Below are 22674 nucleotides of genomic sequence, written 5' to 3'. Positions count from 1 at the left end.
GCGTAACGCCCGGTATATGCGTTGCCACCATATTATTAAATAACAATTAAATAACAAAACAATGCCAAAAGTAAAGACAAATTCCGGCGCAAAGAAGAGATTTCGTTTCACCGGTACAGGTAAGATCAAGAGACACCATGCTTACCACAGTCACATTCTGACTAAGAAAACTAAGAAGCAGAAGCGTAACCTGGTTCACCAGGCTATCGTGGACAACAGCAACATGAAGCAGGTTCGTGACCTGTTGTGTCTCCGTTAATTCACCTATTGTCAAACATTAAAGTAAGAAGAAAACTATGCCAAGATCAGTAAATCACGTTGCTTCAAGAGCAAAACGTAAAAGAATTCTGAAACTCACTCGCGGTTACTTTGGTGCCCGCAAGAATGTTTGGACAGTAGCGAAGAACACATGGGAAAAGGGTCTTACCTACGCTTACCGCGACCGTAAGAACAAGAAACGCAATTTCCGCGCTCTGTGGATTCAGCGTATCAACGCTGCTGCCCGTATCGAAGGTTTGAGCTACTCTGCTCTGATGGGCAAGCTCGCTCAGGCTGGTATTGAAATCAACCGTAAGGTGCTTGCTGACCTCGCTGTCAACAACCCTGAGGCTTTCAAGGCTATCGTCGAGAAGGTTAAGTAAAGTCTTATTCTCGTAAGAGAACGAAAAAATGCAGGAATACTCGCAAGGTGTTCCTGCTTTTTTTATCTCACACGGATTTATTCTTTTGCTGGTTCCCCCCTTTTTAATGTCACACAGAAATCATGGATGTTTTTTGGGGGTTGCTTCGCAAGAAATCTTTGGGGGAAATCCTGTTTAAGATGTTGCCTACGGCAAGAAAAATTTTTTATCATCGGAATTTAGACGGAATTAGACGGAAATAAAATCTTTACTGAACTTTCGCATGTGGGGAAGTTAAGAGAAGTTAGGGAAGTTAGAGAGAAGTTAAGGGACAAATGTCCTACGTCTTACGGCAAAAGGCTATTGTCTCTTAACTTCCCGAACGACCGTAGGGAGTGATAACTTCCATTTTATGGCACCTTTTCTCGCCATGACAGAATTAAAGCGAGCTTTATTCTGCTCATTTGGCTTAACGAAAACGTTCTTTAACTTCAATCAATTCCCTCAGTTTCGAGACTTGAAATCTTTAACGAAAATCTCAACTGAAAATGCGCTCGAATACCTCGCTTCTGGGAAGGGTTTTATGGGGATCGCATCGGAGATGCTCGAAATCTAAACTAGAATCTTGAACAAAATCTTTAACTATAATCACTAATCACTAATCACTAACCTCTAACCTTTAACCTTTAACCTTTAACCTATAACCTAAACACTCCGTGTTCTCCGTGTGTTCCGTGGATAAAAATTTCCTTGTAATCCGTGCGACCTTTTCGGTGGGAATACGGGAATAATTTTGTAACTTTGCATGGTAAATATAAATAGAATGATATCAGTAGAAGGATTACAGGTGGAGTTTGGGGTCAAACCCCTCTTCCAGAATGCCAGTTTTGTGGTCAACGACCGCGACCGTATTGCCCTTGTGGGTAAGAACGGAGCTGGTAAATCAACGCTCTTGAAAATACTGTGTGGCTTGCAGCATCCTACGGCAGGAACTGTCAACGTGCCCTCCGACACCACTATCGGCTATCTGCCACAGGTGATGGTGTTGCAGGATGATACGACCGTGAAAGAAGAGGCGATGAAAGCCTTCGCCAATGTCACACGACAGCAACAGTTGATAGACAAACTCAATCGCGAACTCGCAGAACGTACGGACTACGAGAGCGAAAGTTATTTGGCGCTGGTGGAACGCTTCACGCAGGAGCACGACCGCTACATGATGATGGGAGCGGACAGTAATGATGCCGAAGTGGAACGCACCCTGACAGGTCTCGGTTTTGTAAGAACAGATTTCGACCGTCCCACACGCGAGTTCTCAGGAGGTTGGCGCATGCGTATCGAACTGGCAAAGATTCTGTTGCAGAAGCCCGACGTGCTGTTGCTCGACGAGCCTACCAACCACCTCGACATCGAGTCGATACAATGGTTGGAGCAGTTTCTTGCACAAAGTGCGAAAGCCGTAGTATTGGTCAGTCACGACCGCGCCTTTATCAACCATGTGTCTAATCGCACCCTGGAGATATCGTGTGGACACATCATAGACTATAAGGTGCGCTACGATGAATATATGGTGCTTAGAAAGGAACGCCGCGAACAACAGCAGCGTGCCTACGAGAACCAGCAGAAGGAGATAGCCGAGATGCGCGCCTTTATCGAGCGCTTCCGCTATAAGCCCACCAAAGCCGTACAGGTGCAGCAGAAGGTGAAACAACTGGAGAAGATAGTACCTATCGAGGTGGATGAGGTGGATAACTCCGCCATGCACCTGAAATTCCCACCCTGTCTGCGAAGCGGCGACTATCCCGTCATCTGTGAGGACGTCAGGAAAGACTATGGCGCCCATACCGTATTCTCGCATGCCAATCTGACCATCAAAAGAGGAGAGAAGGTGGCTTTTGTGGGAAAGAACGGCGAAGGAAAGTCAACCCTCGTGAAATGTATCATGGGCGAGATACCCTACGACGGTATGTTGAAGATAGGGCATAACGTACAGATCGGCTATTTCGCACAGAACCAAGCCCAGCTCCTCGACGAGTCGCTCTCCGTATTTGAAACGATAGACCGTGTGGCAAAAGGAGAGGTCAGACTGAAGATCAACGACATCCTCGGCGCTTTCATGTTTGGAGGCGAAGCATCTGACAAGAAAGTGAAGGTGTTGAGCGGCGGCGAACGCAGTCGTCTGGCCATGATCCGGCTGTTGCTCGAACCCGTCAACCTGTTGATCCTCGACGAGCCCACCAACCACCTCGACATGCCCTCGAAAGACGTGTTGAAGGAAGCCATCAAGGCCTTCGACGGCACAGCCATCATCGTGAGCCACGACCGTGAATTCCTTGACGGCCTGGTCACCAAGGTCTATGAGTTTGGCGGAGGACGCATCAGAGAACACCTCGGAGGCATCTACGATTTCCTACAGTCGAAGCGTATTGACGAACTGAGCCAGTTGGAAACGAAGCCTGCGGCAGAAAAGACGCCCAAGGCAGCAGAGAAAAAATCAGACGAAAAATCGCCAGCCCTGTCGTATGCCGAACGCAAAGAACAGCAGAAGAAGATCAGTAAGGCAGAAAAGGCCGTAGCCGCCTCGGAGAAGAAGATCAGCGAGATGGAAGACCGCCTGAAACAGTTGGACCAACTCCTCATGGACCCCGCACAGGCATCCAATATGGAACTGGTGACCGAATATACCAATATCAAGGCAGCCCTCGACGAAGAAGTGGAGCGCTGGGAACAACTCTCAGAAGCGTATGACGCATTAACGAAATGACGAACAAAGATCAATAATATTATGAAAATGAAAAAATTACTTCTAATGATGGCAGTTACAACGATGGCCATTCCTTCGATGGCTCAGCAACAACTGAAATCGGGATTGTCTCTGGCCGACATGGATCAGAGTGCCCGTCCTGGAGACGATTTCTACACTTATGCCTGTGGCGGATGGATGAAAGCCAACCCTCTGCCGGCAGCCTATTCACGCTATGGAAGTTTTGACCGCCTGGCAGAAAACAATACCAAGCGCATCAACGGCATCCTGAAGGAGCTGCAAGAGAACAGCTATGCCGAAGGAACGGTAGAGCGTAAGTTAAGCGACCTTTACAAAATGGCTGTAGATACAGACCGCAGAGAAAAAGACGGACTCTCGCCCGTACAGCCCATCCTCAAGCGCCTTGAAGCCGCCAAGACTACCAGTCAGCTCTTTGCCATCCAAAAGGAAATGATGCCCGCAGGAGCACCTATGTTCTATGGCGCCGGTATCGGAGCCGACGAGATGAATGCTACGCAAAACATCCTCGGCGTCAACCAAGGCGGACTGACCCTCGGACAGAAAGACTACTATCTGGAGAATGATCCCGCCACGACAAAAATCCGTGAGGCGTACAAGCTCCACATCGTGAAAATGTTCCGACTCTTCGGATTCAAGACGGGGACGGCACAGAAGAAGATGCAGAACGTCATGAAGATAGAGATGGCTTTGGCGAAAGTATCACGATCAAATACACAGCTGCGTGACCCGAAAGCCAACTACAACAAGATGACGCTCCAGGAGTTTCAGAGCAAATACCCCCATCTGCAACTGGAACAGCTGATGAATGCCAAAGGCATAGACAGCAAATACCTGCAGACACTCGTCGTAGGCCAGCCCGACTTCATGGCAGGTGCCGAGAAAGTGATTGCCGGTCTCTCAGCTCCGGCATACCGCGACTGGATGGAATGGCGCATCATCAACGGCGCCGCCAACCTGCTGAACGACGAAGCCGCACAAGCCAGTTTCGATTTCTACGGCAAGGTGATGGCAGGACGCAAGGAAAACCATCCCCTCTGGCGCAGAGCCACCTCGCAGGTGGAAGGCGTGATGGGTGAGGCCCTTGGAAAAATCTATACAGAGAAGTATTTCCCCGCCTCTTCTAAGAAGCGCATGACCACCTTGGTGGAAAACCTCCGTATCGCCCTGGGCGAGCGTATTGCCGCACAAACCTGGATGGACGACAGTACCAAGGTGAATGCCTTGTTGAAACTCAACACCTTCTATGTCAAGATAGGATATCCCGACAAATGGACCGATATGAGCGAGCTGACTATTGATCCGTCGAAATCGTATTATGACAATATGAAGGAATGTAACCGCTTCTGGAACAAATGGCAGATCAACCATACCGCAGGAAAGCCTGTTGACAAAGACGACTGGTATATGAATCCGCAGACCGTCAACGCCTATTATAATCCAACCACCAACGAAATCTGTTTCCCTGCCGGCATCCTTCAGCCCCCGTTCTTTGACCCAGAGGCAGACGACGCCTTCAACTATGGTGCGATCGGCGTGGTCATCGGTCACGAAATGACCCATGGATTTGACGACCAGGGACGACAATACGACAAAGACGGTAATATGCATGACTGGTGGAAGGCTGAGGATGGGAAGAATTTTACGGAACGTACCGACCGCTATGTGGAATTCTTCAACAATATCAAAGTATTGCCCGACCTCAATGCCAACGGACGTCTGACCCTTGGTGAGAACCTGGCCGACCATGGCGGTCTGCAGGTGGCCTATTACGCGCTGAAGAACGCCACCAAAACCCAGGCCCTTCCCGTGATCGACGGACTGACACCTGAGCAACGCTTCTTCCTCGCCTACGCAGGAGTATGGGCAGGAAATATCAATGAAGCCGAAATCCGCAACCGCACCAAGAGCGACCCACACTCCCTCAGCCGTTGGCGTGTGAATGGTGCGCTTCCCCATATCGACATGTGGTATGAGGCATTCGGCATCAAGGAAGGCGATAAGATGTTTATTCCGAAATCAGAACGTTTGGAACTCTGGTAAACACCCGATTTGAGGCATTTACAAAAAGAAATTATAAGAAAAACCGCTGTAGATGATAATTTACAGCGGTTTTTTTAGTATATTTTCAAAAAAAATAAGTATCTTTGCAACAATATTACAACGTTTGTAGTAATGATAGAAGATAACCAGACAATTAAAAACCAAAACCAGCGCACAGTACGTCCGCAGGAAATGTTGCCAAGCCAAGAACTCCAAGAAGATCAGGTTTTGCAGCAGGCGGAAATGCAAACCTTGCGTGCCAAAGTCAAAGTATGTCCGTATTGCGGCGCAGAAAATGAAGAAGAATCCATCTTTTGTGCACAATGTGGACAACCCATAGGAAAACTTACGTGTCCCTATTGCGGGGCAGAAATGGACCCAGGAGCAGATTTCTGTGAGACCTGCCATCGGTATGTGCGCAAAGACGTTTGTTCGTACTGCGGCTATGCGCTCCACGGCAACGAAGCCTACTGTCCCGAATGTGGAAGTCCGAGAGGAGGACTGGTTTGTCCGACCTGTCATACGATGAACGATTTTGCTTTCTGCAAGAAATGCGGTACTCCGCTGACGGCAGAAGCCAAGGAGATGGTGAAGCGATTGCAGAAAGAGCCCGATTATATCCATCTGCAAGAAATCGTCAAGGAGTACAACCGTCTGGAAAGCATCCTGCCTGCCTGTACGGAGAAAGACCGTCTGCGCGACAAAAAGAACGATGAGTTGAGAAAACGCGTGTTGACGCTTCTCGCGAAAGACTCGGGGATGCCTGAGGAAGACATCGTTATTCCATCGCGCAACCGCATGACCGATAAACAGTTGGAGAAGTTGAAACAGCAAAATATGGAGGCGCTGGCAGAAGCGTTGGAAAAACTTGCAACCAGACCTACCGAGTCGCCTATCATGGCCAGAAACTACACTATGGCCTGCAAGCCACAAGGCATACGCCTCGCGTGGGTATGCAACTATAAACACGCCATGCACAGCAGTCCTTGCGGATGTGCCAAGCCACAGCTTGGAGGCAAATGGGTGGTATTGGGAACAAAGAGCAGTTCCGACATAAAAGATGATAAGAAATGACAGACAAGACCATCGTAAATCCGGAACAGACACAACGGGTCCAACAGGCAACGTTTCGTGTACAGGCATCTGCCATGGCGGATGACCAAACCATTCGTACCAATAGAATTGCCAATGACGATGAAGAAAAGACAGGAGATTTCATTCTCAAAGGCAAATGTTATCAGAATATCAAATGTCTGAGCGACCATTCTGGTGAAGCACAGGTGTTTCTGGTGAAAGACGGAGAAGGGGAGAAGGTGCTGAAACTCTATTACCCCAACTTCAGCATCAACAAGACGTTGATGCGCATCATTCAGAACTTTGACATGGAAATGGTTGTCAAAGTGCAGGATTACGGCAAGACATACGTTGACGGCAAAAACCGAGACTACGAACTGATGGAATATCTGCGAGGAGGTAATCTTGGAGAATACGACCTTGACGGTAACTTCAATCAGTTCAGACGTATTGCCCTGCAAGCCGCAGCAGCCTTGGAATATTGCCACAACAGCAATATCATCCACAAAGACATCAAACCTAGTAATTTCTTCTTCCGCGATGAGAATCACACGCAATTGGTGCTGGGCGACTTCGGCATCTCAAGTGTGATACGTGACGATGAAGATATGCATAAGACCACACAAGCGCGTACCCCTGCCTATGCAGCACCGGAGATGTATAACGACGTGATTGACGGCCAGGTGGAGATTACGCCTTCGGTAGATAGCTACTCGCTGGGAATCGCCTTGATGACCCTGTGGCTCGGAGAGAGTCCGTTCAGCCAAAATGAGCGCGTGATGATGCGCAAGAAAAACGAAGGACGTCTGCCAAGAATCAACGAACTGCCAGAACGCGTCAAGATGATCGTACTGGGTCTGACGGCTGTCAACCCAAAGAGCAGATGGGACTACAATCATGTGGAGCGCTGGTTCCTGGGAGAGAATGTCCCCGTGGATATTTCATCGCCACTTCTGAAATATCGCAGTTTCGTGGTAGATCCAGAGCGCAACCTTGTGGCGGATAATGTGCATGAACTCATCCCCTTGTTGGTAGATAACGAGAAGCTTGCCATCAACTATCTCTATAACGGTCACATTACCAGTTGGTTGGAACAATGTGGTAATGTAAAACTTAGCGCTACATTGAAGGATATCGTCAGCAATCGCTATCCTGTCGATCAGACAGCAGGTCTGATGTCGGCCATCTACGCCATGGAGCCTACCTATCCGTATCGGGACCTCCGAGGCAAGCTATGTGACAACCTTCACAGTGTGGTCATCTCTGTACTTGCAGCCTCCGATGAATATGCGCTGGCCCTGAAGAACGAAAATGACAGCCTGTTCCTGTATCTTGAAAGCCATTCAACAGCTAATATTGAACGCCTCAGAAGTTATTTCCGCGAAGACAGCCACTTAGACTCGCGTAAGGCGATACTCCAGTTGGCCTATGAGGTAGATAGCGAAATACCGTTTCTTCCGAAATATCCATCATCCAACATCTCGGAAATCGTCAGAGCATACGGGTATGAAGACTGTACAGACGACGAATGGATGGCGCTGAGCGACGGACGCCTGCTGTCGTGGATGTATGCACACGAAGATCGCATGGCCTGTGAGTCGTTGCGCATCATGACAGAAGGACAGCAGCCTTCAAAGGCGCTGGGGTATAAGGTGTTGTATAATATCGACCGCAACGCGGCATTCGACCTGCGCGAAGCACAAACTCCAGATGCCGTTGGCGCCTGTCTTCTCGCTTTGCTTCACGATACCCAGCATAGTAATGATGAGGATTTTGCGGCAGCCATAGCCGATTACTCAGACCCCGACGGCCGATTCCATTATTTCGCACAGTTGCACGGATGGATGGAACAAATCAATATGGCACGTTCATGTTTCGACATGTCGAGCGATGAGAATACCGAACGCCTGGGAGTTTACGACCTCCGTACGGCAGCCTATCGCTTCTGCATGATGCTCGGCGTCTGTCCAACCTATATGTTGGAGGACGGTATCGAACTGCATGATGTCAAGGCGATGCAGCAGTATGGGAAACGTACAGTACTCATTGGCGAACTCCAACGGGGTTCGTTGAAGCAATGGATGTCGATCTTCTACCACGAGAATCCGAAAGAAGACTTCCGCGAGTCATACAGTTACGAACGGAGTCTGGAACAATGGATACTGGCATTAGGAGAGATAGACCAGACGCAGACCTATTATAAAAGGTATTGTGAGGCGAAAACACAAACCGCGCAGAAATTTGAACGCGTGCATGGCGATTATATCCGCGCCAATATGAAGGAACGCATGTCGCGCATGGTCTTTTATGCGCTATGCGTACTGTGGGTTCTGATGCTGGCGGTCTGCGGCATCAGCGGACGCGAGTATTTGCTGGAACATGCCGGACTCACCATCGTACTGCCTGTGGGAGGAATCATGGCACTTATCATAGCCATGAGAGCCTATTTCCACGGTTTCGGATTCGTGCTCTCGGCATTATGGGGAAGTCTGGGACTCTTCTCTACCTATATTCCTGTGGCCATTCTGCGGCATACGCAGAAAACGGCCCCCGCTATGTTTGTCCCGGTAGTAATCGTCATTACAGCCGTATATATGGCCATCTGCTATTTTACCGACTACCGGAAGGAAAGACGTAATGACGGAAACCTGATAGACGAGGTGATGGACGACGACATCAAGACCTCCCTGCTGGAACCATTGTACTTCACCTTCAGACAGAAGAGTTATCGGTTTAAGGGTTCTAAGTTCGGACTGTTGGACGATGTCTCCAATCAGATACGTTCCATCAGCGGAGAGTCGGTAGCCCACTACCTGCTGTGGTCTGTCATGGTGCTCATCATGGTCATGGAACTGCTGGTCTATAGCCCGAAGCTATTGAATGTGAAGAATCCTGATTTGGACAACTGGCGGCTCAATCCTACCAAAGTTGTCAATCAGTTGCAAAGAGATGTAGAATAATTATGGTCTGTGAGAAATGTCATAAAGAAAATCGCTCGATAGCGAAATTCTGCAAGTGGTGCGGCCAACCTCTTGCCACAAAACACGTGCTTGACCGCATGGTCGGTCTTGACGAGGTGAAGCGTCAGTTGAAGACCGTAGTAGATACCTATACCTATTTACAATCGCGCAAGGATATTGTCAATATCCGGTTGAGCATCAATACCATTATTATTGGTGAGACAGGTACGGGAAAGACCGCTTTGGCCGAGGTCATTCGCGACTATTTCTATCAACATAAGATTATCGAGAAACCCAAGTTGACCATGGTTGACGCCGTGGATTACCAGCGTTTCGTGGATAAATGGGACGATAATGTGAAAAAGGCGCGCAACGGTATTCTCTTCTTTGACAACGTACAGAAACTGTTGCCAGACCGTTATTCCAATCAGGTCAACCCGCTCGACAAGTTGTTTGTGGAAATGGACAAATGGAACGAGAATCCTATCGTGATCATTTCGGGACTTCCCAAGGGACTTGACGATTTCCTGAGCAATAATCCTGCGGCGCAGAACCGCTTCAAATATACTTTCCGGTTGCCTGCACCAGGCTATGCAGAACTCTGTGAGATCTGTAAACTGGAGTTACGGAAGAAATACGCCATAACCTCCTTTACCCAGGCTGCAGATCATAAGTTGCAACGGTTCTTCCAGTATCAACTGAAGATCAAGGACGAGACCTTCGGATACGGACATCTTGCCGTGAAGACAGCAGAAGATATCTTCACCTCTTTCATCAGCAGGGGAGCCCAAGCCGATACCGTTGAGGAGTGTGACATCAGAGGATATGTTCCTGCAGAACGTTCTGTGGATGACATTCTCAAAGACCTTGACTGCTTCATCGGAATGGATGAAGTCAAGAAGACCGTGCGCGAGATTGCCTATAGCGTGAAGAATAGTGTGGAACGTGCACAACGGGGACTCGGCGATCAAGAGAAAGTCGGCATACATATCGTGCTGACGGGTAATCCCGGAACCGGTAAGACGACCATCGCCCGGAAACTGGGCGAGATACTGGAGTCGATAGGTTATCTCGACAGCGGTCATGTGGTAGAAGCCGACCGGTCGAAGATGGTGAGTCCATACCAGGGCGAGACTCCGAAGATCGTAGATCGCCTGTGTGATAAGGCCATGGGCGGCATCCTTTTCGTGGACGAAGCCTATACGCTGGCGCCACTCAGTCAGACGGGCGAGCGCGACACGCAAGGAGCGCAGGCCCTTGAACAGCTGATGAAACGAATGGAGGACGACCGCGGCAAATTTGTTGTTATTGCCGCAGGTTATCGGTCGGAGATGGAAAATCTGTTCCGTATCAACGTGGGTTTCAGAAGTCGATTCAGCTATTTCCTGAATATAGAAGACTACTCTCCAGAGCAACTTTTCGACATCATGAACATGTTTGCCAAGGAGAAGAAATACGAATTTAGCGAGGCGGCAGAAGGATTGGCGCGCAAGATGATCAAGGAGATGTATCAGTCGCGCGACAAGGATTTTGCCAACGGCCGCACGATGCGTCAGTTGTTTGACAAAATCTGTACCCGTCAGGCAGAACGTCTGCAACGCCTTGACATCAACAGTCTCGACAATCAGCAGTTGATGACGATAGAGCAGGTGGATATTCCCTATCAGGCTCCCAAGAGTGTCAACTACGACGAGTGTCTCGAGAAGCTCCATGGCATGGTGGGTCTTGCTGCGGTAAAACAGGAGATTTCCAATCTTGTCTCGTTTCTCAATCTGCAGATTCGCCGTGGAGAGACGGATACATTCCAGGGAAAACACTATGTGTTTACAGGAAATCCGGGAACCGGTAAGACTACCGTTGCTCGCATCATGGCAGATGTGTTTCGTACACTCGGAATCCTGTCGAAAGGTCAGCTTGTAGAAGCCGACCGCAGCAAACTCGTAGCGGGCTATTCCGGACAGACAGCTATTAAGACCAACCAGGTGATCGATTCAGCCTTGGGAGGCGTATTGTTTATCGACGAGGCCTATACGCTCAAGACCAGCGATGCCGACACATTCGGTAGTGAAGCCATAGACACCCTGTTGAAGCGTTTGGAGGATGACCGTGGAAAGTTCATCTGTATTGTTGCCGGATATACGGACCAGATGCATGATTTCATCAGTTCTAACCCCGGACTGAAGAGTCGTTTTACCCAGACCATCCATTTCGACGATTATACGCCTGATGAGTTGACGCAGATATTCATCAATATGGCGACGGCAAAGAAATTCACCATCGATGCATCAACCACCAACGCCATTCACCGGCAGTTTGAGCAGATGTATCTGCGACGGGATAAGAATTTCGGTAATGCGCGAGAGGCACGCCGCCTTTTCGACTCGGCAGTAGAGAAACAAAGCCAGCGCCTGATGAAACAGATGAGCGATCCGAATTTCAATCAGGAAGATATGTTCAAAATCGTGGAAGACGATTTGGCAGACGGACGTAACGAGCAAGCACGCCCATTGGACGAAGTATTGTCAGAACTGGACGAGTTTGTGGGCATGCGTTCGGTCAAGAACATGATCCGTCGTCTGGCAGTACAGAGCATGTTCATGAAGCAACGTGCCGCCATGGGCGCAGGAAAAGTGCAGCAGATGTCTATGAACTTCATCCTGATGGGTAATCCCGGAACGGGAAAGACCACTATCGCCCGTAAGATGGGAGAAGTGTTGCAAAGCATGGAGATTCTCCCGACAAGTCACGTGGTGGAAGTGAGTCGTGCCACGTTGGTAGGAAAATACATGGGCGAGACTCCCAAGATCGTCAATAATATGTGTGACAAAGCCATGGGCGGCATCCTGTTTATCGACGAAGCCTATACGCTATCGGAAGAAAACGACCAGTATGGTAAGGAAGCCATCGATACGTTGATGAAACGGATGGAAGACGACCGTGGCAAGTATGTGGTTATTGCTGCAGGCTATAAGGATCAGATGGAAAATTTCCTGATGACCAATCCAGGTCTTGCCAGCCGTTTCACACATAAGATGCAGATAGACGACTATAATGAAGACGAGTTGCTGGCCATTTTCAAGAAGATGGCACAGAAAGACAATTACACCTTGTCGCCAGCAGCTGAATTTAAGTTGATGGACCTGATCTGCAGAAAAGTGGTATCGAAGGATCAGAATTTCGGTAATGCACGAGAAATGCGCAACCTGCTCGATGCAACCATCCAGCAACTCTCCGTCAGAGTCAGCGGTATGCAGGAGGTGACCAAAGAAACCTATCAGACCATTATGCCAGAAGACATCTGTGACGTGTAGGTCGTGAGGGGAATTGCAAATAAAATAAGAATCTACGTAGAAAAGAAATTATGATAATATGTCCTAATTGTAAAGAAGAGATCGACGACGATTCGCGCTTCTGCGATCAATGTGGTCAGGCATTACTCTATTGCAGCAGTTGTGGTAGGGTAGGACTGGGTCATCGCTGTACCCATTGTGGCGGTCTGATGATCAGTTACGATGAATTACAGAAGAAGCGGGAAGAGCGCAATAATATGACCTCCTTGTCAACGTCTTTTGTCAGCCAGTCGGTAACCATCGGTCAGGCAACGAAGGGCAATATGGAAACAATTCCCAACGATGTCCCGCAAATCAAGGGAATGCCCATGCTGTTGTTATACAACTCTTCTTTGGCCATCCGTATCGTAGGAGTGAACGGGGCTGTCATAGGACGCCGCCAAGGTCCATACGCAAAATTCTTCAGCAACAACATGTATGTATCGGGTGTTCATGCCCAACTGCTCTTCAAACAAGATTCTGGATGGTGTGTCATAGACAAGCATTCTTCAAACGGAACGAAGCTGAACCAACGGGATCTGTTGCCCGATGTGCCGATGTCTGTTAAGAATGGAGATATTCTGACCATAGCAAATGTCAGTTTACAAGTAAGTATAAAATAATGATAAGATAAGATAAGATATGAGTAAGATAACGATAACTGCATCGAGTCGTGTCGGATGTATTCGAAGCAATAATGAGGATATGATTCTGGTGGAAAACAAGTATGTAAGGAGTGAGGCCTGTGACTTGCAGTTCTTTACAGAAAACAAGGATCGTTTTATTGTGGCTTTGGCAGACGGAATGGGCGGACATAATGCCGGAGAAGTTGCCAGCGAGGAGACGCTAAGAAATCTACATTTCTTCATCCACGACCTACCTGCACATATGAGCGAAGGTGCCTTGTGTGAAGCTATGGTGGAGTGGCTCGTTTCCATCAATAAGATCATCTCTTCGCGTGGTGTTGAAGACCGCGAGCTTCAGGAAATGGGTACCACACTCGTTGGAATACTATATTACGAAGGAAACTATTTCTGGATGAACTGCGGAGACAGTCGTCTGTATATGCTGTCAGATGGTAAACTGAAGCAAATCACGACAGACCACAGTCTGAACGAAATGACTGGTGTAAAACGCCATTCCAACGTCATCACCAACTGTATCGGAGCTGGATGTACCACCTCGTTTCTCGACTTTACCGAGTTTACCAATGATGTAAAAGCAGGTTGTACCTTCCTGTTGTGTTCTGACGGACTCAGCGATATGGTAGATGATGAACATATAGAAAAATTACTCAATGAAGGGAAGGATGCCAACGCTTTGTGTGAGGCAGCTATCACAGCCGGAGGTTTCGACAACGTGTCGGCTTGTGTTGTTGCTGTTGCTGAGAGCCATTGAGGATATATAAAAAAGATTGTATTGAAAAAGATTGTGTTGAAAAAGTAAACTGAAAGAAACATGCCTTTAAAATTACCAGATCAATTACCGGCAATAGAGTTGCTGAAAAAGGAAAACATTTTTGTGATGGACGATTCACGCGCCCACATGCAGGATATCCGCCCGTTGAAGATTGTGATTCTCAATCTGATGCCATTGAAGATAACTACTGAGACAGACCTGATCCGTCTGCTTTCAAATACACCCTTGCAGTTGGAAGTGAGCTTCATGAAACTCAGAAGCCACACGCCAAAGAACACCCCAATCGAACACATGATGATGTTCTACCGAGATTTCCAGCAGATGCGCAAGGAGCGTTATGATGGCATGATTATTACCGGTGCACCCGTCGAGACTCTTGATTTTGAAGATGTCACCTATTGGGATGAAATGACAGAAATATTCTCATGGGCACGTACGCACGTGACTAGTACATTATATATCTGCTGGGCTGCGCAGGCGGGATTGTACTACCATTACGGAGTGCCGAAATACCAGTTGCCCAAGAAAATGTTTGGCGTATTCCCCCAACATACATTACAGTCCAAGCTCCCTATCTTCCGAGGCTTTGACGATGTGTTTCAGATGCCGCATAGCCGACATACCGAGATTCATCGCGAAGACATAGAAAAGCAGCATGAGCTGAGTCTGATTGCCGAATCACCGGAAAGCGGAGTGAGTATTGTGATGGCGCGAGAGGGTAGAGAATTCTTTATTACCGGCCATCTGGAATATGCTCCCAATACTCTTGACAAGGAGTATCGACGAGACTGTGGCATACGTGACGATGTGGATTTGCCTAAGAACTATTATAAAGACAATAATCCATCCAATGAGCCCCTTGTCACATGGAGGGCCCACGCCAATCTGTTTTATAACAATTGGATCAACTATTACGTATATCAAGCAACACCGTTCGATATCAATACTATACGATGAGAAAACTGGAACTGCTGGCACCTGCCAAGAACCTTGCCTGCGGTATTGCTGCTATTGACCATGGGGCCGATGCCGTATATATCGGAGCATCACGTTTCGGAGCAAGGGCTGCTGTGGGAAATAGTGTGGACGACATCAGACAGTTGTGCGACTATGCCCATCTGTTTGGTGCAAAAGTTTATGTGACGGTCAATACCATTATTTATGATGGTGAACTCGACGACACGCTGTCACTTATCCGCGAACTCCATGGGGTGGGGGTTGATGCCATTCTCGTACAAGATATGGGACTGCTCAAACTCCAGTTGCCTCCTATAGCGCTTCATGCCTCAACACAGACCGACAATCGTACGGCAGATAAGGTGAAATGGCTGGCAGAATTGGGATTTCAACGGGTGGTCTTGGCACGCGAACTATCGGTAGAGGAAATCAGAAGCATCCATGAGGCTGTGCCAGATGTCGAACTCGAAGTGTTTGTTCATGGAGCCTTGTGTGTCAGCTATAGCGGTATCTGCTATGCGTCGCAATACTGTTTCGGACGTTCTGCCAACCGTGGAGCGTGTGCGCAGTTCTGTCGTATGAAATTCGACCTTGTCGATGCAGAAGGACGCGAAATCGAACACCAGCGCCACCTCTTGTCGTTGAAAGACCTCAATCAGGCGGATGTGCTCGATCAACTCGTCGAAGCAGGAGCCACCTCATTCAAGATAGAAGGAAGGTTGAAGGATGTCACCTATGTAAAAAATGTCGTGGCTGCCTATAACCTTCGCCTCAATAAGATTGTTGCCAATCAGCCTGATCGCTATTGCCGCGCTTCGAAGGGAACGTGCAGCTATACCTTCACACCCAATCTGAAAAAGACCTTTAACCGTGGTTTTACACATTATTTCCTGAATGGACGCCAACCAGACATCTTCTCTCCCGATACACCAAAGGCCATGGGCGAGTATGTGGGATATGTGAAAGAGATACGCAACAACTCCTTTAATGTTGCAGGAACTGCTGCATTTGCCAATGGTGACGGATTGTGTTTCATTACGGGAGACCGCGAACTGGAAGGATTCCGTGTCAACCGAGCGGAAGGCAACAGACTCTATCCTCAAAAGATGCCTCGGAATCTTCGTCCAGGAATGGCACTCTATCGTAATAACGACCAGGAATTTGAAAAACTACTCTCTCGTCCGAGTGCAGAACGCAAGATTCCCATCATCATGCGGTTGGCAGCCGACGAACAGGGCTTTAATCTCTCGGTTGGCGAGGTTTCGGTAGGTATTGCCTGTGAGCATCAGGCTTCAGAGAAACCACAACGCGACAATATCGTCAGGCAACTCTCGAAACTCGGAGGAACACCCTATCTTTGCGAGCAGGTGGAGATGAGTGATGATTTCAATTATTTCATCCCCAGCAGTTTCCTCGCAGATCTGCGCAGGCGTCTTGTCGAAAAACTCATGTTGTCCACTCCTCAAGCGGATGGTCAGTCTAAAGTTTTATCGGCCCACATTCCCGCGTCTGTGTCGGCCCTTTATCCGTATGACTATCTGTATAATATCTCCAACGCAAAGGCACACGACTTTTATATCTCACAAGGGCTTCATCCTTCCGAACAAGCATTCGAACTCCAGTCATCACGACAGAAGGCTTCCTTGTTGATGCAATGTCGCCATTGTCTGCGCTATGCGCTTGGCGGTTGTGTGAAACATGGCGGGACAAAGGCCCATTGGAGGGAACCCTTGTTTCTGCGATTGTCTGATGGTCGTAGGTTTCGTTTAGAGTTTGATTGTCGTCATTGTCAGATGAATGTCTATGGAGAAAGTGAAAAATAGCCTGTTGTGTGTGATCGTCCTGTTGTTGTCTGCCTGTTACAACCATGGACCTGTTTCGCCTGACGCATGGGACCTTACCGAGCGTCAGATAGACTCCTTGTCGTTCTTTACTACCCATCATTATTCTCAGAACTATAACTTCGTGGTTAAGGCCAGCCAGATGCCCATTTCCGATGAGGCAGGATCTCAGGCTTTCGATACGCTATATGTGTCGAAAGGCGATCCCCTTGTTGTGGCCGACATCAAGACCATCTCGTCAGATACGATAGATTCCGTTTGGGTGAAGGTGGCGCGCGACCAGATGACACAGGGATGGATTCGTGAGAGCGAGATGTTGCCTTGCGTATCGCCCAACGACCCCATTTCCCAGTTTATAGATTTCTTTTCAGATACCCATCTGTTGCTATTCCTGGCATTATTGGTTGTTGTCGTAGTGGCATACGGTCTTCGTCGTTTGATGCGCCATAATGCGCGTATAGTTCATTTCAACGATATTGATTCGTTCTATCCTACATTGTTGTGCATACTCATCGCCTCTTCTGCAACGCTCTATGCATCCATACAGATGTTCAGTCCCGAATCGTGGCGACATTTCTATTATCACCCTTCGCTCAACCCGTTTTCGCTACCGTGGTTTCTTGCACTCTTTATTGCCTCCGTATGGGCCATCCTTATCGTAGGTGTGGCGACGATAGATGATGTAGTGCATCGTTTGGAGCCTTCTGAAGGGTTGCTTTACTTATGCGGACTTGCTGGAGTATGTGCAGTCGATTATGTTCTTTTCAGCATCACTACCTTATATTATATAGGTTTCCTATTTCTTGTTGTCTATATCATCTTTGCCCTGTGGCGCTATTTCCGGTATTCGCATTATCGGTATGTTTGTGGCAATTGTGGCGCAAGGATGCATCGCAAAGGTATCTGTCCGAAGTGTGGGGTGGAGAATGTCTAAGGGATGTGCGGAAAACTCAAGAATCGTCAATATATAGGCTCAAGAGGGTAGGGCTTGCGGTGGAAAAGCAGAAAAAATGGGCATAATGCAGAAAAAATCAGAAAAATTTTTCAAAATATTTGGTGTTCTCAAAAATATGTAGTACCTTTGCACCGCGTTTGAGAGAAAACGCCTAAGGTTAAGAAAGAACAACCGGTTAGGAAGTTTGGGTGAGTGGCTGAAACCAGCAGTTTGCTAAACTGCCGTGCGGGTTACCGTACCGGGGGTTCGAATCCCCCAGCTTCCGCTGGGCTTTCCTAAAAAGACAAAAGAATGATGGTCGATTCATCTAATGGTTAGGATACAAGATTCTCAATCTTGGCATAGGGGTTCGATTCCCCTATCGACTACCAACAAGCAGCGTAAATGATGTATTTACGCTGTTTTTTTTTGTTCAAAAGTAGTATGTGAACCACCTTTTGCAGATTAGTCTCTTATGGTGATGCCGTGTAAAAAAAGTAAATCTAGAACTCGCAATTTTTCGGAAAGTTCCCTAACAGATTATTTCTTATCGAATATGGTCTTTCTTTTCTACATTCTATAGCTGTTCAACCTTTCTGTTGATTATGGTTTGAGAAGCGTAAGACTACTACCTCTATCCGTATTATTCCAAAGCTACCTCTATCCGTATTATTCCTCTAAGGAGAGGATGATACTTTTGTTTGAATGATTGGAATGATTATTCTTGTGGCGCAAAAGTAATTTTCATGGAGCCTTGAAACGGTTAGAACTTTGCCGTACAGACGAAAGACTATGGTTGAGTATAGCAACAAAAAAGAAGGCTCGCTGATGACAGGAGCCTTCTTGAATATGTCGGTGTGATGAAATTAGTCGGCTGACTCGAATTCGTGGAGGAAGCGGACGTCGTTCTCAGAGAACATGCGGAGGTCGCTTACCTGGTATTTTAAGTTGGTAATGCGTTCAACACCCATACCAAAGGCATAGCCGCTATAAACGCTTGAATCAATACCGCATTGTTCAAGAACATTGGGATCGACCATACCACAACCGAGAATCTCTACCCATCCTGTGTGCTTGCAGAATCCGCAGCCTTCTCCGCCACAGATGAAGCAAGAGATGTCCATCTCAGCGCTGGGCTCGGTAAATGGGAAATAGCTTGGACGAAGACGTATCTTGGTATCTGCACCAAACATTTCACGTGCAAAGGACAACAATACCTGCTTGAGGTCGGTAAACGATACGTTCTTGTCGATATACAATCCTTCTACCTGATGGAAGAAACAATGAGCACGGGCGGTAATGGCCTCGTTACGATATACGCGTCCGGGGCAGATGATGCGGATAGGAGGCTGGGTAGTCTCCATCACGCGAGCCTGTACACTTGAGGTATGGGAACGGAGCAGGATATTTTTGGTGACATCGTTAGGATGTTGTGACACAAAGAAAGTATCTTGCATGTCACGTGCAGGATGGTCTGCAGCAAAGTTCATACGGGTGAACACGTGGAGGTCGTCCTCTACTTCAGGTCCATCGGCTAATACAAATCCCATACGCGAGAAGATGTCGATAATCTCGTTGGTAACAATAGTGAGCGGATGACGTGTACCCAATCCGATGGGGTAGGGTGTGCGTGTGAGGTCGATATGTTGCGCATCGCATTCTACTGTTTCGGTATCAGTCTTGAGTTGGTTGATGCGCTCCTGTGCTATTTGCTTGAGTTCGTTGATTTTCATGCCCACAGTCTTTTTCTGGTCGGCTGGAACATTGCGGAAATCGTTCATCAAAGCTGTAATGGCACCTTTCTTGCTGAGGTATTTCAGTCGTAACTGCTCTACCTCTTCTGCGTTGGCGGCCGTCATTTGCCGCACTTCGTCTAAGAGTTGGTTTATCTTGTCGAGTATCATAATCATTGATATAAAACTAAATTTTCTGCAAAGGTATAAAAAAAATAAGAATTATGGATTAGGAGTTGGGAGTTTTTTGTACCTTTGCCGAAAAATTGAGAGAAGTTTATAAAATAGATGGAGGTCAATGATGAAACGATATTGGATTGCGTTTTATGTTATGGTCTGTTTGCTGGCTGGTTGCCAGGGTAACAAAACGGTAGAATCTACCGAAGAAACGGTTGCTGACACTACTGCGACTGTTGACTCTACGGTTGCTGACAACGAGATGAAGGCAATCGAAGAGGAGCCGATGCCAAAAGCGGCTGATGAGCTGTTTGATGATTTTGTATTCAATTTCGCCGCCAATAGGAAATTACAATACAGCCGTATTAAGTTTCCACTACCTGTCGTACGTGGAGACGATATTGAATTGTTGCCTAAAAGCAAATGGCATATGGAGAATTTCTTCATGCGACAAGATTTCTATACGCTGATTTTCGACAGCGAGAAACAATTGGAAGAAACCAAGCAGATTTCTGTCTCACATGCTGTGGTGGAGAAAATATATTTTCACTCGAAATCCATCAAACAGTATGTCTTCGACCGTATTAACGGAAGATGGATGATGCAGAAGATCATACACATTCCTTTGCATGAATCACATAATGCATCGTTTCTTGACTTTTACGAGCATTTTGCTTCTAATGCCGACTATCAGATGCACCATCTCCGAGAGACGGTAGATTTTGTGGGACCGGATCCTGACGATGACTTCAATGAGATGGAAGGAGTGATAACACCAGATACGTGGCCAGCTTTTGCACCTGAATTACCTACGGATATGATTTATAACATTATCTATGGTACCAATCATAAAGCAGGAAAATGTAAGGTGTTCGTGCTGAGAGGTATCGCTAATGGTTTGGAGACAGAACTGACCTTCCGACACGAAGGAGGAAAATGGATGCTGTCTAAACTCTCAACCTAATATAAATAGGAACAACGCTATGAAAGATATTCATGACTATAGTTTGAAGCAGCACAATACCTTTGGTATTGAAGCCCGTTGTGACCGCTTCTTGGAATATTCGACTGCCGATGAAGCAAAAGCTGTGGCCGACATTCTTCGTCAGTCAGCCCAACCTTTTCTGATTATTGGAGGTGGAAGTAATCTCCTGTTGACACAGGATTTCAAAGGCATTGTCGTGCGCTCAGCCATCAAAGGCATAACACCACAGAAGGACACCCTACGCTGTGGAAGCGGCGAGGTATGGGATGATGTAGTAGATTATAGTGTGAAGCATGGATATTACGGCATGGAGAATCTCTCGTGGATTCCGGGTGATGTGGGTGCCAGCGCGGTACAGAACATCGGTGCCTATGGTGTTGAGGTGAAAGACTTTATAGAGACCATTGAAGCCATCGAGATCGCTTCGGGAGCGTTACAGCTCATAGATGCCGCTGCTTGTCGGTACGCATATCGTCAGAGTCGGTTTAAAGGAGAATGGAAGAATCAATATCTGATCACCCATGTGACCTATCGTACCCAAAGAGATTTTCAACCTAAACTCGATTATGGTAACATTCGCAGCGAACTTGAAAGGCGAAACATGACTCATCTCACAGCAAGTCAATTGAGAGAGGTCATCATCGGCATACGACAAGAGAAACTGCCTGATCCTGCTGTTATGGGAAATGCAGGAAGTTTCTTCATGAATCCCATTGTGGAACGATCACAATATGAGGCATTGGCATCACAATATGAGAATATGCCACACTATACCATCGATGCAAATCACGAGAAGATTCCTGCAGGATGGATGATAGACCAATGTGGATGGAAGGGACGTACCGTAGGACATGCAGGCGTTCACGATCGTCAGGCCTTGGTGTTGGTGAATCGTGGTAATGCTACCGGTCAGGAAATTGTTGATCTTTGCCGGATGATCCAGCGTGATGTGAAAGAAAAATTCGGAATAACCATCAAACCAGAAGTGAATATTATATGAAAATAACCTTCCTCGGTACTGGAACATCGTGTGGCGTTCCTACCATTGGATGCCAATGTCCTACCTGTAGCAGTCAAGATCCACATGATAAAAGGTTGAGATGTTCGGCGCTGTTAGAGGAGGGAGACACACGCTTGCTTATCGACTGTGGGCCAGACTTCCGTCAACAGATTATGCCCTTGCCCTTCAGTCGGATAGATGGAATCCTTATCACCCATGCCCACTATGACCATGTTGGAGGACTTGATGATGTCAGGCCTTTCTGTCAGTTTGGAGAGGTGAACGTCTATGCGGACCCTATTGCACGTCAATCGTTATTGAAGATGCTTCCATATTGTTTTGGAGAACATCGCTATCCCAATACTCCTGTCATCAGACTTCATGAGATTCATCCTCATGAGGTGTTTAACATCAACGGTATTGATATCATGCCGATACAGGTGATGCATCACGACTTGCCCATTTTAGGTTATCGGATTGGTGGATTGACATATATTACAGATATGAAAACCATTGCAGATAGTGAATTGGAATATCTGAAAGGAACAGAAGTGCTGGTGGTTAACGCGCTTCGCCGTACTCCGCATCATTCACACCAGACGCTTGATGAAGCGGTGGCATTTGCGAAAAAGATAGGAGCACGTCAAACATGGCTTACTCATGCGGCACATAGCATAGGAAAACATGATGAGGTCAATAATATCTTGCCTCCTCATATTCGCATGGCATACGATGGACTTGTGGTCAACATATAATGAGTCGCAGGAGGTTCTCTGCCTTGAGAATCTCTTTTTGTCTTATGCCGTAATCCTAACTCTCT

The 22674-nt window shown here is 47.4% G+C and carries 16 protein-coding genes and 2 tRNA genes; 17 read left to right on the top strand and 1 reads right to left on the bottom strand.

The window, feature by feature from the left end; all coding sequences use genetic code 11:
- Positions 1-61 precede the first annotated feature (61 nt).
- The 14 genes from rpmI to CIK96_RS11865 all read left to right on the top strand — a co-directional run bounded on the left by rpmI (position 62) and on the right by CIK96_RS11865 (position 18351).
- Positions 62-259: a 50S ribosomal protein L35 gene (gene rpmI / locus CIK96_RS11935; RefSeq protein ID WP_094440703.1), complete on the top strand. Its 198-nt coding sequence runs from the start codon at positions 62-64 to the stop codon at positions 257-259.
- 37 nt (positions 260-296) lie between these two features.
- The gene (gene rplT, locus CIK96_RS11930; protein ID WP_094390499.1) at positions 297-641 is read left to right on the top strand and encodes a 50S ribosomal protein L20; all 345 of its coding nucleotides are present in this window, start codon (positions 297-299) and stop codon (positions 639-641) included.
- 802 nt (positions 642-1443) lie between these two features.
- The gene (locus CIK96_RS11920) at positions 1444-3384 is read left to right on the top strand and encodes an ABC-F family ATP-binding cassette domain-containing protein (RefSeq protein ID WP_094440701.1); all 1941 of its coding nucleotides are present in this window, start codon (positions 1444-1446) and stop codon (positions 3382-3384) included.
- Between the two features lie 21 nt (positions 3385-3405).
- Positions 3406-5445 (top strand): M13 family metallopeptidase, encoded by a 2040-nt coding sequence (locus CIK96_RS11915; RefSeq protein ID WP_094440700.1) that lies wholly within the window; start codon positions 3406-3408, stop codon positions 5443-5445.
- A gap of 132 nt (positions 5446-5577) precedes the next feature.
- Entirely contained in the window at positions 5578-6519 is a 942-nt protein-coding gene (locus CIK96_RS11910; protein WP_094440699.1) for a zinc ribbon domain-containing protein, read from the top strand.
- Entirely contained in the window at positions 6516-9479 is a 2964-nt protein-coding gene (locus CIK96_RS11905) for a protein kinase (protein ID WP_094440698.1), read from the top strand. The genes CIK96_RS11910 and CIK96_RS11905 overlap by 4 nt, the downstream gene beginning before the upstream one ends.
- 2 nt (positions 9480-9481) lie before the next feature.
- Positions 9482-12790 (top strand): AAA family ATPase, encoded by a 3309-nt coding sequence (locus CIK96_RS11900; protein WP_094440697.1) that lies wholly within the window; start codon positions 9482-9484, stop codon positions 12788-12790.
- A gap of 50 nt (positions 12791-12840) precedes the next feature.
- Entirely contained in the window at positions 12841-13431 is a 591-nt protein-coding gene (locus CIK96_RS11895; RefSeq protein ID WP_094440696.1) for an FHA domain-containing protein, read from the top strand.
- Positions 13432-13450: 19 nt separating this feature from the next.
- Entirely contained in the window at positions 13451-14206 is a 756-nt protein-coding gene (locus tag CIK96_RS11890; protein ID WP_094440695.1) for a PP2C family serine/threonine-protein phosphatase, read from the top strand.
- 60 nt (positions 14207-14266) lie between these two features.
- The gene (metA, locus tag CIK96_RS11885; protein WP_094390491.1) at positions 14267-15184 is read left to right on the top strand and encodes a homoserine O-succinyltransferase; all 918 of its coding nucleotides are present in this window, start codon (positions 14267-14269) and stop codon (positions 15182-15184) included.
- Positions 15181-17007, top strand: a complete 1827-nt coding sequence (locus CIK96_RS11880) for a U32 family peptidase (RefSeq protein ID WP_094440694.1) — start codon at positions 15181-15183, stop codon at positions 17005-17007. Before metA ends, CIK96_RS11880 begins: the two co-directional genes overlap by 4 nt.
- Complete coding sequence (locus CIK96_RS11875; protein WP_173815103.1) at positions 16988-17959, top strand: zinc ribbon domain-containing protein; 972 nt, start codon at positions 16988-16990, stop codon at positions 17957-17959. Before CIK96_RS11880 ends, CIK96_RS11875 begins: the two co-directional genes overlap by 20 nt.
- 199 nt (positions 17960-18158) lie before the next feature.
- Positions 18159-18245: transfer RNA gene (locus CIK96_RS11870), tRNA-Ser, on the top strand.
- A gap of 31 nt (positions 18246-18276) precedes the next feature.
- Positions 18277-18351: transfer RNA gene (locus CIK96_RS11865), tRNA-Glu, on the top strand.
- Between the two features lie 474 nt (positions 18352-18825).
- On the opposite strand, the gene pheS is transcribed toward CIK96_RS11865, so the two are convergent.
- The gene (gene pheS / locus CIK96_RS11860) at positions 18826-19863 is read right to left on the bottom strand and encodes a phenylalanine--tRNA ligase subunit alpha (RefSeq protein WP_094435924.1); all 1038 of its coding nucleotides are present in this window, start codon (positions 19861-19863) and stop codon (positions 18826-18828) included.
- 127 nt (positions 19864-19990) lie between these two features.
- Here pheS and CIK96_RS11855 point away from each other — a divergent pair, with 127 nt between their 5' ends.
- The 3 genes from CIK96_RS11855 to CIK96_RS11845 are packed head-to-tail and all read left to right on the top strand — an operon-like array spanning position 19991 to position 22609.
- Positions 19991-20833: a DUF4348 domain-containing protein gene (locus CIK96_RS11855; protein ID WP_254046306.1), complete on the top strand. Its 843-nt coding sequence runs from the start codon at positions 19991-19993 to the stop codon at positions 20831-20833.
- Between the two features lie 19 nt (positions 20834-20852).
- Complete coding sequence (gene murB / locus CIK96_RS11850) at positions 20853-21854, top strand: UDP-N-acetylmuramate dehydrogenase (RefSeq protein ID WP_094390488.1); 1002 nt, start codon at positions 20853-20855, stop codon at positions 21852-21854.
- Positions 21851-22609 (top strand): MBL fold metallo-hydrolase, encoded by a 759-nt coding sequence (locus CIK96_RS11845; RefSeq protein WP_094440693.1) that lies wholly within the window; start codon positions 21851-21853, stop codon positions 22607-22609. The genes murB and CIK96_RS11845 overlap by 4 nt, the downstream gene beginning before the upstream one ends.
- Positions 22610-22674: the final 65 nt, after the last annotated feature.

Source organism: Prevotella sp. P4-98 (genome assembly GCF_002251405.1).
In the GTDB taxonomy this organism is placed as follows: Bacteria; Bacteroidota; Bacteroidia; order Bacteroidales; family Bacteroidaceae; genus Prevotella.
Note: the sequence above shows the minus strand (reverse complement) of the source record. Positions and strands in the feature narration are given on the sequence as shown.